Annotated in this window: 15 protein-coding genes; 3 read left to right on the plus strand and 12 right to left on the minus strand. The window is 57.0% G+C overall.

The genetic code is table 11. From position 1 onward, the window contains the following. Positions 1 to 116 precede the first annotated feature (116 nt). Both ACM66T_RS05550 and ACM66T_RS05555 read right to left on the minus strand, forming a co-directional pair. Positions 117 to 707, minus strand: a complete 591-nt coding sequence (locus ACM66T_RS05550) for a Crp/Fnr family transcriptional regulator (protein WP_231021039.1) — start codon at positions 705 to 707, stop codon at positions 117 to 119. A gap of 81 nt (positions 708 to 788) precedes the next feature. Continuing rightward, on the minus strand, positions 789 to 1,484 hold the full coding sequence (locus tag ACM66T_RS05555) for a CDGSH iron-sulfur domain-containing protein (protein ID WP_231021040.1): 696 nt from the start codon (positions 1,482 to 1,484) through the stop codon (positions 789 to 791). A gap of 180 nt (positions 1,485 to 1,664) precedes the next feature. On the opposite strand from ACM66T_RS05555, the gene ACM66T_RS05560 reads away from it, so the two are divergent. Beyond that, complete coding sequence (locus tag ACM66T_RS05560) at positions 1,665 to 2,315, plus strand: DUF5671 domain-containing protein (protein ID WP_345971289.1); 651 nt, start codon at positions 1,665 to 1,667, stop codon at positions 2,313 to 2,315. Then, entirely contained in the window at positions 2,312 to 2,743 is a 432-nt protein-coding gene (locus ACM66T_RS05565; RefSeq protein ID WP_416768854.1) for a hypothetical protein, read from the plus strand. Before ACM66T_RS05560 ends, ACM66T_RS05565 begins: the two co-directional genes overlap by 4 nt. A 200-nt stretch (positions 2,744 to 2,943) precedes the next feature. Here the strand turns inward: ACM66T_RS05565 and ACM66T_RS05570 are convergent, their stop codons facing one another. After that, positions 2,944 to 3,174 carry a hypothetical protein gene (locus ACM66T_RS05570; RefSeq protein ID WP_231021043.1) on the minus strand — a complete coding sequence of 77 codons (231 nt, stop codon included), beginning with the start codon at positions 3,172 to 3,174 and terminating at the stop codon, positions 2,944 to 2,946. A gap of 243 nt (positions 3,175 to 3,417) precedes the next feature. Between ACM66T_RS05570 and ACM66T_RS05575 the strand changes: the two genes are divergently transcribed. Then, positions 3,418 to 4,101, plus strand: coding sequence for a hypothetical protein (locus ACM66T_RS05575; protein WP_416768855.1), 684 nt, complete (start codon positions 3,418 to 3,420; stop codon positions 4,099 to 4,101). A gap of 10 nt (positions 4,102 to 4,111) precedes the next feature. Here ACM66T_RS05575 and htpG read toward each other — a convergent pair whose 3' ends face one another. From htpG to ACM66T_RS05620, 9 genes are all read right to left on the minus strand, one after another. Then, on the minus strand, positions 4,112 to 6,010 hold the full coding sequence (gene htpG, locus ACM66T_RS05580; protein WP_416768856.1) for a molecular chaperone HtpG: 1,899 nt from the start codon (positions 6,008 to 6,010) through the stop codon (positions 4,112 to 4,114). A gap of 153 nt (positions 6,011 to 6,163) precedes the next feature. Continuing rightward, positions 6,164 to 6,889, minus strand: coding sequence for a tRNA pseudouridine(38-40) synthase TruA (gene truA / locus ACM66T_RS05585; RefSeq protein ID WP_231021046.1), 726 nt, complete (start codon positions 6,887 to 6,889; stop codon positions 6,164 to 6,166). A gap of 3 nt (positions 6,890 to 6,892) precedes the next feature. Next, entirely contained in the window at positions 6,893 to 7,912 is a 1,020-nt protein-coding gene (locus ACM66T_RS05590) for an LptF/LptG family permease (RefSeq protein WP_416768857.1), read from the minus strand. Beyond that, a complete protein-coding gene (locus ACM66T_RS05595; RefSeq protein WP_231021048.1) occupies positions 7,905 to 8,741 on the minus strand; it encodes a prepilin peptidase in 837 nt (278 codons plus the stop codon). Before ACM66T_RS05595 ends, ACM66T_RS05590 begins: the two co-directional genes overlap by 8 nt. Further along, positions 8,738 to 9,415 carry a di-trans,poly-cis-decaprenylcistransferase gene (locus tag ACM66T_RS05600; protein WP_416768858.1) on the minus strand — a complete coding sequence of 226 codons (678 nt, stop codon included), beginning with the start codon at positions 9,413 to 9,415 and terminating at the stop codon, positions 8,738 to 8,740. Before ACM66T_RS05600 ends, ACM66T_RS05595 begins: the two co-directional genes overlap by 4 nt. After that, the gene (gene coaBC / locus ACM66T_RS05605; RefSeq protein WP_416768859.1) at positions 9,412 to 10,680 is read right to left on the minus strand and encodes a bifunctional phosphopantothenoylcysteine decarboxylase/phosphopantothenate--cysteine ligase CoaBC; all 1,269 of its coding nucleotides are present in this window, start codon (positions 10,678 to 10,680) and stop codon (positions 9,412 to 9,414) included. The genes ACM66T_RS05600 and coaBC overlap by 4 nt, the downstream gene beginning before the upstream one ends. After that, the gene (glmU, locus tag ACM66T_RS05610; protein WP_416768860.1) at positions 10,677 to 11,987 is read right to left on the minus strand and encodes a bifunctional UDP-N-acetylglucosamine diphosphorylase/glucosamine-1-phosphate N-acetyltransferase GlmU; all 1,311 of its coding nucleotides are present in this window, start codon (positions 11,985 to 11,987) and stop codon (positions 10,677 to 10,679) included. The genes coaBC and glmU overlap by 4 nt, the downstream gene beginning before the upstream one ends. Before the next feature lie 14 nt (positions 11,988 to 12,001). Continuing rightward, a complete protein-coding gene (locus tag ACM66T_RS05615; RefSeq protein ID WP_231021052.1) occupies positions 12,002 to 12,619 on the minus strand; it encodes a phosphatase PAP2 family protein in 618 nt (205 codons plus the stop codon). Beyond that, complete coding sequence (locus ACM66T_RS05620; RefSeq protein ID WP_416768861.1) at positions 12,616 to 14,055, minus strand: glycosyltransferase family 39 protein; 1,440 nt, start codon at positions 14,053 to 14,055, stop codon at positions 12,616 to 12,618. The genes ACM66T_RS05615 and ACM66T_RS05620 overlap by 4 nt, the downstream gene beginning before the upstream one ends. Between the last annotated feature and the right edge of the window lie 8 nt (positions 14,056 to 14,063).

A 14,063-nucleotide genomic window follows, 5' to 3' on the forward strand; every position in this document is an offset into this window, starting at 1 on the left:
TCATGATTTTCCTTCAGCGTTATTCTATGGAAACATGTTCCATATGCGGCAATGATAATAAAAAGCCCCCCTATGTGTCATTTACATATGTTGATGTGCCGTCGATTAAGAAGCGTTTATTTGAGGTTTTTGCGTATGCGGCTCAGCTGGGTCGGCGTGATGCCGAGGTGCGCGGCGATATGGTGCTGGCTGACACGCTTTTCGATCCCGGGGTGCTTTTTGAGAAAGGCGAGATACCGTGAGCGCGCATCTTCGAGCACAAGGGCGATCTCGACGCGCTCTTTCTCGATGACCCACTTCTGTTCAAGGTAGGCGATGTAGAACGCTTTGACGTCGTCATACTTGTCGATGAGGCGGCGGTAGTCTCGGTAGGCGATCTCGATGACGGAGGTCTCCTCCAACGCCTCGATACAGAACTCCGAAGGGGAGCCGAGCAGCATGGAGGCCTTTGAACCGGCAAAATCATGTTCCAAAAAGAGGTTTTTGTTGTACATATGTCCCTCTTCGTCCAGAAAATAGGTGCGCAGGAGCCCTTTGCAGATAAAGTAGAGTCTCGTCGCCGTATCGCCGAAACGCAGCAGGGTTTCTCCTTTTTGATAGGTCTGGAAGGTGATGTGCGTCTCGAACGCTTCCCATGAACGTTCGGAAATGGGAGCGTAGGCGTCCATGACGTGTTTTAAAGAGGCGAGGCATTCGTTGTCGATCATTTTCTTCTCTTGTGAAAAGCTGCAGCGCTGTTTTGATGTGTTTGACTGATCATTCGGCGTCATTCCAATCGGCAAAGGAAGTTATTTGTCTTCGGTCGCCTTGAAATGCGTCAGCAGGTGCCTGGCATCGCAGAAAGGCTTGTTGTGTGATGCCCCGCAGCGGCAAAGCGTGACGCGGTTCCTGATCTCATAAGGGGTGCCGTCCGCCGAGATGACGGGGATGCCGCCGCGAACCCAAATGGGGCCGCTGCAGTGCTTTTGCGGGTCCTCGATAAGCACGATGGAGTGTTCAAACTTTGGTTCGATCGCCTCCCCGGTCTTTTTGTCCCAGGCCACGAGCCGTCCGGCCGGGCAGTCCCACACCTCCTGGAGGAGCACCGGGCGGATTTCAGGATCGTCCGAAAGTTTTACCATGTTCCATACCCCGCCGTGCGGGTCGCAGAAGCGGGCGAGGGCACAGTAGCATTTGGCATCGGTCAGGTAGATGTCGGGGCCGTCGTAGGTCTTTGAAAGTTCCACGATGGGGAGACGTTCAGCCGTTTCGGTGCCGTCAAAACCGCACTTCGCGTGACTGCCGTCGCAGAACGGGTGCTTTTTGGACTGCCCGCAGCGGCAGAGGCTGTAAACGGCCTGGAGCGGATACTGCTTTCCCTCGATCCACTTGACCGCTTCGCCCTCATCGTTGACGCCAATGGTCTGTACGGAGAGGGGAATACTGCCCCTGACGATGAGGGGGCCGTTTTTGACGATGGTAATGCTTTGTGCTGTTTCAGTCATAGTGTGCCTTCTTTGGCTACTTTAGCATATTTTAGAACGTCACGGTACATATCGTGCAGAATCTAACAGCCGATTTCTCTGATGGCGATAAGGTTTCATTATAAAATTATGGGACCGATGTCGAATGCTCTATGATACAATCGTACTGCATAGATTCTTGTTATCAAGGAGAACAACGACATGGCGGCTGTCTCTGAAGAACTGTCGAATTTTATCCGGGAGGCTCTGCAGCAGGGTCTCGGGCGCCCGGAGATCGAAAAGGTCCTGCTCGAAGCCGGATGGATGAAAGAGGAGGTCGCGCACGGACTCGGGAAATACGCCGACGTCGATTTTCCGATCCCGGTGCCGAAACCAAAACCCTATCTCTCGGCGATGGAAGCTTTCCTCTACCTGCTGCTTTTTGCCGCACTCTATATGAGCGCTTACAACCTGGGAAGCCTGCTCTTCAATATCATCGCCTTGTTGCTGCCCGATCCGGCACTGACGGGCAGGGGGGATATGGAGGCGTGGATAGAACGCGGTATCCGCTGGGACATCTCCATGCTGCTCATCGCCTTTCCGCTCTATCTCTATATGAGCTATCTGATCAGCCGCTCCTACCGGCGAGACCCGCTTGGGCGTGCGTCAAAGATACGTAAATGGCTGACCTACGTGACGCTGTTCATCGTTTCCGGGTTTATCGTCGGCGACCTGGCCGTTTTGATTTTCAACCTTCTAGGCGGGGAAATGACGCTGCGTTTCTTCCTGAAATTTCTGGTCGTCGGCATTATTGCCGGGACGATCTTCGGCTACTACCTGTGGGACCTCCGCAAAGAGGAGAAAGAGCAATGAGACGCGGCGAAGCGGCGGGGAGGCTCATCATACTCCTCGCGGTGACCGCCGTTATTGCCGCCATCATCGCGGGAATGATGCTGATCGACTCCCCCGCCAAAGAGCGGGCGAAGAAGCTTGATAAAAGGCGTGTCTCTGATCTGGCGGAGATCGCCCTAACGATCGACCGCTACTGGGAACGCTACCACAAACTCCCGGCCGACATGAACGCCCTGCAAGAAGGGGTCGTGAGCGAGATAGAGATCGCAGACCCTAAGACCCTGAGGAGCTATGGTTATCGCATCACCGCTGCGTCTGCCTATGAACTGTGCGCCGAATTCGATACAAAACAGAGCAAAGAGAGCTGGATGTATCGGGCTGGAAGAGAGCGGGACTGGTCCCACAATGCGGGGGAGTACTGCTTCAGACTGACACCCTATGAAAAGTAGGGACGTGAATGCGTGAAGCGGCTTCAGGAACGGTCGTTTGGATATTTCGGGCGCTTTTGAGTGTACGCGGATATAGACGTTACAAAGCAAAAATGTATCTAAGGGGTTAGTGCTACAGTGCGTGAATCATGTGATGGCGAAGCTTCGGGGGGATCGGGTCTCCAATATAAGACGAGTCTATTGTACTAACGGCAGGCGCGTCAGCTCTCCTCTTCTCCAACCTCTTCGGACTGTGTCGTCACCATCGCTCTCGTATGATCCCCGTAGACCGGTTTTTCGTTGCGGAGCAGATCGGTGACGATGGCGAAACTTTCTGCATTGACAGCGTCTGTACGTTTGCGTTCTCCATCAAAATAGGTGAACCAAAAATATCCCGTGTTGGTACTTGAGTCCCACCAAGCCTGGTACTTGTTGATCAGTTTGATTGCCATTTCTCTCTCCTTGCTACCGACTGTTCGTATCGCGATATATCCGATGCCCCAAAACTTCCATGACCATTATATCTTTGAAAACAAATATATAAAAACATTAAAAAGTATTTTATTGAATATATATGTTGGCGCAGTATCGGGTCTGGAGGAAAAGGATGCATGGAAAGCAAAAAGTGTATACATTACTATTTAATAATAAAAAATATATAATCGTAAATATTAAAATAAATTGGAGGGTATATTATGACGATCAAACACGTTATCGGGGCTTTGTTGCTAGCGTTGGCTTTTAGTGGGTGTACCGCTGTTCAAAATCATGAAGTTGCAAAATTGGAGACGTTCTCCGATGTGTCACAGTATGAGCACAAGCCTTCGGCTTATATCAATATTCATGGTTTCCATGGAGATCCGGAGAGTGGGAGTGCATCCGAAATAACCCAGGCAACGGATGATTTAAAGCCTGTCGTACAAAGAATCATCGATGAGTCAAAGCTCTTTAGTTCCTATACCTTTGATGCATCTAGACAACAAGACGTTGACTATACGATTACGCTTAATCTCTACAATCATGGCAATGAAATGTTGGCGATGTTGTCCGGTTTCATCACGGGGTTCAGCTTCTTTATTATTCCCGGAGGCGGTACAGATAACTATACGCTGCAGCTCAAAGCTGTTGCGACTGCCGATAACACTGAAACGACGGTGCAGAACAGAGACTCCGTCACGACATGGGTCGGAATATGGTTTATTCCGATGATGGGCAATGGCATCCGCGAGGCGACAGATGAAACCTTGGAAAATCAGCTCCGGGATGCTTTGCAGAAGCTTTTCGAAAGCGGCGCATTGGAATATTCTCAGCTGGAAGGCTTTTCGCAGCCATCACTTGATCAGGGGATTGTGGAAAGAAATACGTATTTAGGAGGTTGAGCGGCGCGCTTTACAGCGCCTTGCTCATAATGCGGTTCATGCGGGCGATGAAACCGGCGGTGTCGTCGAGTTCGGCACCTTCGAAGAGTTTCGCCTGGTCCAGCAGGACGAACGCGGCGTCGTTGACGAGGTTGACGTCAGACGTACCGTTGAGTTTTTCGAGCAGCTCGTGTTTCGGGTTGATCTGGAGGATCGGTTTGATCTCCGGGATCTCCATCCCCATGCCGCCGCCCATCTGTTTCATCATCTGGGCCATCTGGTAGTTCGGATCCTCTTTGTCGATCTTGAGGCAGACCGGCGAGTCCGTGAGGTCCGTGGTGACTTCGACCTTCGAGACCTTGTCGCCAAGGGCCTCCGTCATCGCACCGACGAGGCTCTCAAAGGCTTTTGCCGTCTCTTCATCCGCTTTTTTCTCCTCTTCACTTTCCTCGAACTGGGCATCGGAAACGTTGACGAACTTGTACTCTTTGTACTCCGTGACCATCGGGAAGACGATGGTGTCGATCTCGTCGTTGAGGATGAGAACGTCGATCCCTTTTGCCTTGAAGCGCTCGAGCTGCGGTGAATTCTTGAGCATCTGGAGGCTCATTTTGCCGCTGATGTAGTAGATCTCCTTTTTCGTCTCGTCGACCTTGGTCACGAAGGATTCGATATCCGTCTGCTCGTCGCTGTTGAGGGTGTTGAACTTCAGCAGTTCCAGGATCTTCTCGCGGTTGCCGAAGTCGCTGTAAAGCCCCTCTTTGATGACGTTGCCGAATTCATTGTAGAAGGCGTCGAACTTCTCGGCATCTTTCTTCTTGAGCTTGGCAAGCTCGCTGAGCACCTTCTTGACCGAGGCGTTCTGGATCTTGTTCATGACCGGGTTGGACTGCAGGATCTCGCGGCTGACGTTGAGCGGCAGGTCGGCGCTGTCGATCACCCCGCGCAGGAAGCGCAGGTAGGTCGGCATCAGCTCTTTGTCGTCGTCGGTGATAAAGACGCGGTTGATGTAGAGCTTCACACCCGGCTGGTAGTCGACGCGGTAGAGGTCCATCGGCGCCTTGGACGGGATGTAGAAGAGGGTCGTGTACTCGATCGCACCTTCGGCTTTGTGGTGCAGCCAGGTGATCGGTTCGCCCGAGTCGTGTGACAGGGAGCTGTAAAACTCTTTGTACTCGTCGTCGCTGATGTCGGATTTGGAGAGCGTCCAGAGCGCTGAGGCCTTGTTGATCTGCTCGTTCTTGATCTCCGTGCTGGACGGTTTCGTTTCGTTGCCTTCGTCGTCACGCTCGGCCGGGATGAAATTTTCCTTGTCCATGAAGATCGGGAAAGGGATGTGGTTGGAGTACTTCTTGATGATGTTCTCGATACGGTAGGTCTCGAGAAACTCCTCGTCCTCGTCCTTGAGGAAGAGGGTGATGCTGGTACCGTTACCCTCTTTTTCCGTCGGTTCGATATCGAACTCGCCGTCGCCGGCAGAGATCCATTTGTACGCCTGCTCCTCGCCCGCTTTCTTAGTTACCACCTCGATCTTGTCGGCGACCATGAAGGCCGCGTAGAAGCCGACACCGAACTGGCCGATAAGCTGGCTGTCTTTTTTCGCGTCGCCGGAGAGGTTCTCCAGGAAGGCTTTGGTGCCAGATTTGGCGATGGTACCGAGGTGGGCGACGAGGTCCTCGTCGTTCATCCCGATTCCGGTGTCGCTGACGGTCAGGGTCTTGGCCTCTTTATCAATCGCGATATCGACACGCGGCGTGAAGGCGATCCCTTTATAGGCATCGTCGGTCAGGTGCAGCATGTTGAGCTTGTCGAGGGCGTCGGAGGCGTTGGAGACGAGCTCGCGCAGAAAAATCTCTTTGTTGGAATAGAGCGAGTGGATCATCAGCTGAAGCAGCTGGTTGATTTCGGTCTGGAACTGATGTTTTGCCATTGTAAAAACTCCTCAATAGTTTGTCGAATTTTCAGATGTGATTTTAGCGAAAAAAGATTAATGGTCGCAAGTTATATCAATATAGTTTAGTGCTTATGGCTAAACTAATGACGCGCTTGCCATGGTTCAATCATTAGACGAAAAGTAGGAGCGTCAGTAGGTAATCTTTGAAAGGTAGAGCCCGGCGGCGGGGGCCAGGTCGGTGCTGTGGCGCGTTTTGACGTCGATCTGCTCCTGCAGTTGTGCGAGGCTCATTTCGCCGCTGTTGACCTTCAGGACGGCGTCGGCCATCATCCGGATCTGCGAGCGGAGGTAGCCGTTGGCCTCGAAGTAGAGGATGGTGTAGCCCCTGCGGCGGTAGGCGAAGGCTTTGTAGACGGTACGGACATAGTGTTTCACGTCGGAACCGGTCTTTTTGAAATATTCGAAGTCGTGCTCGCCCTCGAAAAGGCGCATGGCGCTATTGATCCGTTCTAGCTCCAGGGGCGGAGTGAAGGTGACGAGTTCCGCTTCAAAGGGGTTGGAAGGAAGGTCGCTCATGATGTAGCGGTAGACGCGGCGGCGCGCGCTGAAACGGGCATGGAAGTCGTCTGTGGCCCTTTCCAGGCGGCGGATGCCGATGGAGGCAGGGAGTTGATGGGCGAGGGCGCGGCGGAGTTTGGCGAGGTCGCTCCAGTGCGGCGGCAGGTCAATGTGCACGACCTGACGGAAGGCGTGGACGCCGGCGTCGGTGCGGCCCGAAGCGATCGGTTTGGCAGAGATGCCGAGGCGCGTGAGCGCCTGGTGCAGGACACCCATAACGGTGTTGCCCGTCTCCGTCTGGCTTTGGGAGCCGGAGAAGCGGCTGCCGTTATAGCTGAGGGTCAGTTTGATGCGCATGGTTTAAAAGCGTGCCCGGATGCGTCTGCGGTAGATGATGTAGGTGACAAAGAGCCAGCTGAAAAAGACGGCCGGGATCGTGTAAAAGCCCAACGCTTTTTGCAGGCCCGTCGTTCCGGAGTAGTAAAAGAGCATGGAGGCGAAGAGCCAGAGGTAGACGAACCCTTTTTGGTGCCGTACGTGGGCGATCCCGATGGAGAGGGCCGCGAAGAGGCCCGCAACGGGGAAGAGGGAGAGCAGGATGTCGGTGATGAACATCCGGATCTTGTTCTTGCGCCGTTCGGGGTCGAGCCAGAAGTCGATGGGACTGTTATAGGGGCGCAGCTCCGTCTGCATGACGTTGTTGATCATCATCGCCTCGAACTGCATCTGGGTCAGCTTTTCGTCGGTATAGCTGTAGCCCTGGCCGTTGGTCAGCTTCAGGCGGAGAACGCCTTTGTTGTTGAGAACCTCGGCTTTCTCCGCCTGGATAAGGATCTCCTCTTTCTCCTCTTTGTGGAAGAGAACGACGTCGCCGTAGCTGCGGTCTTTGTGGGCCTTGCCGATGTAGAGCAGCCAGTCGCCGAAATTGTGCCCGAACTCGGATGCCTGGAGGTTGAAGTTCGCTTCGCTCTGCTTGTAGCGGACGAAGTTCGTCGAGAGGACCGTCGTATGGGGGAAAAGAACGAAAAAGTCGAACATCAGCAGCAGGCTCAGCAGCGCTGCCGGCTTCATAAGCGTCGTGAGGATAAAGGTGGGCTTGATGCCCAGGGCGAAGACGACGACCATTTCGTTGTCGGTCGAGAGGCGGAAGAGCGAGAGGGCCGCCGCGACAAAGAAGGTGATGGGCAGGGTGTAAAAGAGGATCTCGGGGAGGATGAATAGGTAGAGCTTGAACATCTCCCAGAGGTTGAGCTGGATGACCGCGGTGTAGCTGGCGAGCTTGATCAGGAAGATCACCGACGCAATGGAGAAGAGCGGCAGGAAGATCGAGAAAAAGAGCAGGCCGAAGGTGCTCAGGATGTAGCGGCGCAGTTTATGCATAGAAGGCTTCCATCCAGCGCGCGATCGGTGTATCGAAAATGTAGACGATCCAGGTCGCCATCGCCAGGAACGGGATGAACGGCAGCTGCTTGCTCGCGTCGGTCTCGTTGCGCGTCAGCAGCATCGCGGGCAGGGCGAGCAGGGCGGAGAGAAAGACGGCCGCTAGGCCGAGCTGCACTCCCAGCAGCGCCCCCATCGTCGCACCGATCATGATGTCGCCTTCGCCCATCGCCTCGACAACGGCCGGTATGGTGTTGTAGTTCCGGACCCAGGATGCCTGTTTGAGATTGGGGCTCATACGCTTGATCTTGACAAAGAGGTAGTAGGAGACGTAAAAGCGCAGCAGGGCGAATCCTCCGGCGAAAATGAGGGCGTTTTTCAGATTCTCCGCCAGCATCTGCGGCGACCAGACGCTCACGACGGCGAGGGTCAGGGCCAGCAGGTTCAGGCTGTCGGGGACCATCTTGTAGTAAAAGTCGATGACCAGCAGGGCCAGCAGGGTCAGAAAGACCCCTGTGATCCCGATCATGGCCGCGGAGAGGCCGAGCTTGAGGTAAAGCGCGGTGGCGATGGCGGCGCTGAGCAGCTCGATCAGCGGGTACTGGGCGCTGATGGGAACCCCGCAGAAGGCGCAGCGGCCGCGCAGCATGAGCCAGGAGAGGACGGGAACGTTATGCCACGGCTTCAGGTTGGTCCCGCAGTGCGGGCAGTGCGACGCGGGAAAAACGATGCTCTCGCCTCGGGGGATGCGGTAGATGACAACGTTGAGAAAGGAGCCGAAAAGTGCTCCGAACAGGGCAACGAGTGCGAGGGTGGTCCAGAACATCATAATCCTCCGAATCGGCGCTCGACCGACTTGAAGCGGTCGATAATGCTTTGCAGCTCACGGGGCGTGAAATCGGGCCAGAGCGTGCGGGTAAAAAAGAGCTCGGCGTAGGCCGCCTGCCACAGCAGAAAGTTGGAGAGGCGCTGGTCGCCGCCGGTGCGGATAAGCAGGTCGACGGGTTCGGGGGCGTCGAGGGCGCTGTTCAGCGCCTCCTCCGTCAGTTCGAGCCCGTCCTCCTGCAGCGTCTTGACGGCACGGAGGATCTCATCCTTTGCGCCGTAATTGAGGGCGAGGTGGTGATGCAGACCGGTACAGTGCGCCGTTTTCTCCTCCGTCTGGCGGATCAGCTTCTGCAGGGAGGCCGAGAAACGCGAAAGGTCACCGATGGCATGGAAGCGGACGTTGTTCTCCAGGTAGACGTGCTGCTCCTTTTTCAGGTAGCGCGACAGCAGTTTCATCAGGAACTCCACTTCGGCCTTGGGGCGTTTCCAGTTCTCCGTGCTGAAGGCGTAGAGGGTCAGGCTCCTGATCTCGTCGTGCCGGGAGGCGAAGGTCATGATGTCTCGGACGACCTCCGCCCCTTTTTCGTGCCCCTTGACGCGCGGCTGCTCCTGCTGCTGTGCCCAGCGGCCGTTGCCGTCCATGATGATCGCGACGTGGCGGGGCAGGTTGCTCATAGGCCTTCCGCCTCGTAAAGCAGCTGCAGGGAAAGGGCGAGTTTGCCGCTGCGCGGCAGGAGCTTCTCGCCTTTAGCGGAGATGAAGGTGATGGCGTTGTCATCGCCGCCGAAGCCCTGGGAAGCCGTAAGTACGTTGAGGCAGATCGCATCGACGTTTTTGGAGACAAGGGCTTTTTTCGCATTGTCGAGGGCGCTGCTTTCGTCGAATTCCGCTTTGAACGCCACGCTCTTGATTCCCGCTTTGTCGACGGAACCGATCAGGTCGCGGTTCTGCACGAGTTCGGGCGACCAGGCTGCGCCCAGGGCCTCTTTCTTCAGTTTCCCCTGCTGGGGGTGGGCCGGGACGTAGTCGCTGACGGCGGCGGCCATAAAGAGGTAGGGGGTCTTCTGGATCAGGTGGATCGGTTCGTCGGTAATCAGTGACGGCTTGCTCATCATCCCTTTTTTGGCGACGCGGATGGAGTCGGTGAGGTACTCGGCCATCTCTTCGCTCCCCTCGACGTCGAGGGTGTGCATCGTCTCGGGAAGGCCGTCGTCGAAACGGGTCGCGATCAGATTGACGTCCGCGCCGCGGAGGTAGAGCGCCGTGGCGAGGGCGGAGGCCATTTTGCCGCTGGAGAAGTTGGAGAGGTAGCGGACGTCGTCGAGCCGCTCGACGGTGCCGCCGCCGGTAACAATGACGCGGCGGTGGCTCCAGAAGTCGTTTTTGAGCAGCAGGCGTGCGCTCTGCCAGAAAAGCTCCAGGGGTTCGGCCATGGCGCCGTCGCCGGTCGTCTGGCAGGCAAGCTCTTTTGTCTGGGTTTTGACGATCTCGTAGTTGGCGACGCCGAGCATCTTCAGGTTAGCCTGGGTGATGGGATGCTTGATCATGTTGGTGTTCGCCGAGGGGGCCAGCAGTTTGATACCCGGGAAGGCCAGGGCACACTGCAGCAGGAGGTTGTCCGCGATGGCGTTGGCCAGCTTCGCGATGGTGTTGGCGCTGGCGGGGGCGATGACCATCAGGTCCGCATCCTCGGCGCTCTGGATATGGTTGTGGCGGCTGGCCCACGATTCATTGGCGCTGTGCAGCACTTCGTTGCGGCTGAGGGTCTCGAAGCTGAGCGGCGCCACGAACCGTTTCGCGGCATCGGTCATGACGACTTTGACCTCCGCGCCGGCTTTGACGTAGAGGCGCACGAGTTCCAGCGCTTTGTAGGCGGCGATGGAGCCGCTGACGCCGAGAAGGATCCGTTTGCCGGCGAGGAGGTCGGAGGGGATGATCATGATTCTGCCTTGCCGAAGAACTTGTGGTAGAAGTTTTTGACGATCTTCATCGGGGTGCGGCTGACGACAAGGACGCCCGAGTCGATCTTCGTCCCCGTGACCGTCGTGCCCGCGGCGATCATGACGTCGTCTTCGATCTCGCACGGTGCCACGATCTGCGTGTCGGAACCGACGAAGACGTTCTTGCCTATTTTCGTCTTGTACTTCGACTTGCCGTCGTAGTTGCAGGTGATGGTGCCCGCGCCAATATTGGTGCCTTCGTCTATTTCCGCGTCGCCGAGGTAGCTCAGATGCCCCGCCTTGACGCCGCGAAGGGTCGCCTTTTTCGTTTCGACGAAGTTGCCGATATGCGTGCCGTATAGAGCGCTGCCGGGCCGAAGGTGGGCCATCGGCCCGCAGTCGGAATCGACCATGACCGAATCCTCGACGACGGAGTGTGCCTTGATATGGGAGTTCTCAATGCTGCTCGTTCCCGTGATACGGACGCCGTTCTCAACGACGCACTCCCCTTTGAAAACGACGCTCTCTTCGATGTAGATCGTGTCGGCGAGTTGCATCGTGACCCCGGCTTTCATCCATGCGGTCTTGATGCGGCGCTGCATGATGACGTCGGCGGCTTCGAGGTCGGCCCTGGAGTTGACCCCTTTGAAGTGTTCCTCGTCGATCAGCAGCGGCAGGACCCTGCGGTGTTCGTCCCGGGCCATCTCGATGATATCGGTGAGGTAGTACTCCTCCTGGGCGTTATGGTTGTTCAGGCGGGGGAGGCACTCGGCCAGAACGTCGCGCTTGAAGCAGTAGACCCCGGCATTGACGTGGCTGATAGTGAGCTCTTCGGGCGTGGCGTCCTTCTCCTCGACGATCCGTTCGACCCCGGCGTCGGAGAGGACGACGCGGCCGTAACCGCTGGGGTCTTCCAGGTCGAAAATGGACATGATGATATCGGCATCGGCTTCAAGAAAGCCCTTCAGCGCCTCGGCCGTGACGAGGGGCATGTCGCCGTTGAGTACGAGCACCTTCTCGTTTTTCGGTTTGATCCCCATCAGGGCCCCGCCGGTACCGGGGAACTGTTCGATATCCTGGATGGCGAAGGTGATCTCGTCGAACAGCCCGCCGATGGTCTCGATGACCTCCTCTTTCTGGTGGGCGATGACGATGGTGACGTCATCACTGATCGCCTTGGCGGCTTTGATGCTGTGGTAGAGCATCGGGCGGCCGCTGACAGGGTGCAGAACTTTCGCGGTCTGTGACTTCATCCGGCTCCCTTTGCCGGCGGCGAGAATGATAACGGAAAGAGGGTGTGTGCGCATGAAAAATAACCTGATCAGTTTCGTTTGAATGTAATTTTATCGAAATTATAGAGCAGCAGGGTGCTAATCGTTCCGAGCATCGCCCCGGCGACGACGTCACTGGGGTAGTGGAAGAGGACACCGATGCGGGAAAGCCCTACCATCAGGGCCCCGACAAAGAAGGCCGGGGCGAAACGCGGGACGATCAGCGCCAGGGCCGTCGCGACGGCAAAGGCCGTTGTCGTATGCCCGGAGGGGAAGCCGTGCAGTCCGTAGGCGTTGGGGGCGGCAAACCATTCGAATCCGTAGCGGTTTTCGTCATAGAGCATCCAGGGGCGCGCCTTGCCAAACAGCAGCTTCAGGGGGATAACGGCCAGGCCGCTGGCGGCGACGGCGGCGAAAAAGAAGCGCACCCGGTCCGCCCAGTAGCGGTTACCGGCCCTGTAGCGCAGGTAGAACCAGAGCAGCAGGGCGCCGACGAGCCACCAGGTGATGACGCCGAGTTCGCTGAGCGCGGCGCAGAACGGTTTGAGCCAGGTGTCACGACGCTCGTAGGCCCACTGCGAGGCCGCGATGTCAAGCGGACCGTAAAAGAGGATGATCAGGGCGGTCCCGACACCAAAAAGGACGTAGATGAGCGTTTTGGGGTTCATTGGGTTCCTTTGAAATTACGGCACCAGGTGAGGGTGACGGTGTTGACCTTGCGGCCGTTCAGATCAAGATTGAAGGTCTCCGCCTGCTCGGTGGATGCGCACTGCATGGCGGGGGTGATCCCTTTTTTGAAATCATGGGTCGTGATAAAGAGCAGATCTTTGCCCTCGGGCGCATTGGGCTGCCAGAGGTCAAACTGGTCGTAGCGGTTGTCGACGAGGTAGGTGTCGATGCCGTAGGGACGGCCGTAGTAAAGCGCGCGCGATGCAAGCGACCAGTTGGTGACGGCCGCCGCCTGGCGTGCGGGGTCCGTGATCTGCCCGGCAGCATGGCGCATAATAGTGTCCCATCCGTAAAGATCGCGGTGCAGGGACTTGTAGTCGGGCAGGGGGATGAAGGGCGAACGCAGCTCGGCGTAGAGTACGAGCACGAGGAGGCCGGAGAGTGCGACGGCACCTTTTGCATAGCGCCGCCACCCTACGTTCTGCTGCAGCAGCATGACGGTTCCGATGGGGACAAAGAGCATGTAAAAAAGCGCCGTCCAGTGGGGAAGTGCGCGGGCGAAAAAGCTGTTGTAGGTAAAAAAAGCCATCACGGTGAGGCCGACGATGCCCGAGAGGAAAAGTGGCGCGTTCTGGGGCGTCTTCAAGGCGCGGTAGAGGCCATAGAACGCTAGCGGGAAGAGTAACGGGCTGTAGGCGCCGAACTGCGCACCCAGCGATTGGGCAAAGGCGGTGAAACTGATCCCGCCCGAACCGGCGACGTGCGCGCTTTGGTAAGCGAAACTGATCCAGCCGTTTTGCATATTCCATAGCAGCACCGGGCTGACGACTGCCGCGGCGATCAGCACCGCTGCGAGGAACTTCGGCGTCAGGAAAAGGTCCCAGCGGCGGCGGACGGCAAGATAGAGGATCAGCGCGGGGGCGAATAGGACGGCCGTGTATTTCGATAGCCCGGCAAGCCCCAGCAGCACCCCCAGCAGAAGCCAGTCACCCGTGCGGTTCTCCGTTTCGATCCGCATGACGGTGGCCATGATGGGGATCAGGAACAAAAAGAGCAGGGTGTCGGGCATCAGCATCATGAAAAGCGCATTGAAAAGGAACGATGCGTTGAGGGCCGCGGCTCCCCAGAGTGCGAGGCGCTCCGAGGCGAAGATGCGCAGGAGCCAGAAATAGACGAGCGCCGTCGCGGCGGCGCCGATCAGGACCGCCGGTACTCTTGCGGCGAATTCGTTGACGCCCATCAGCGCGGTAAAGAGCCACTCCGTCCACCCCACCAGCGGCGGATGGTCAAAATAGCTCAGGGCCGGGTAGAGGCCGTAGAGGACGTAGTGCGCCTCGTCGACGCCGAGGCCGAAACGGCCGATCACGGCCAGGCGCAGGAGGGTGAGGAGGGCAATGAGAGCCCAGAGGGGCTTATGCGCGCTGAAAAGATGCACCAGGACCG

It is taken from the genome of Sulfurimonas sp. ST-25 (genome assembly GCF_048079205.1).
In the GTDB taxonomy this organism is placed as follows: Bacteria; Campylobacterota; Campylobacteria; order Campylobacterales; family Sulfurimonadaceae; genus Thiomicrolovo; species Thiomicrolovo sulfuroxydans.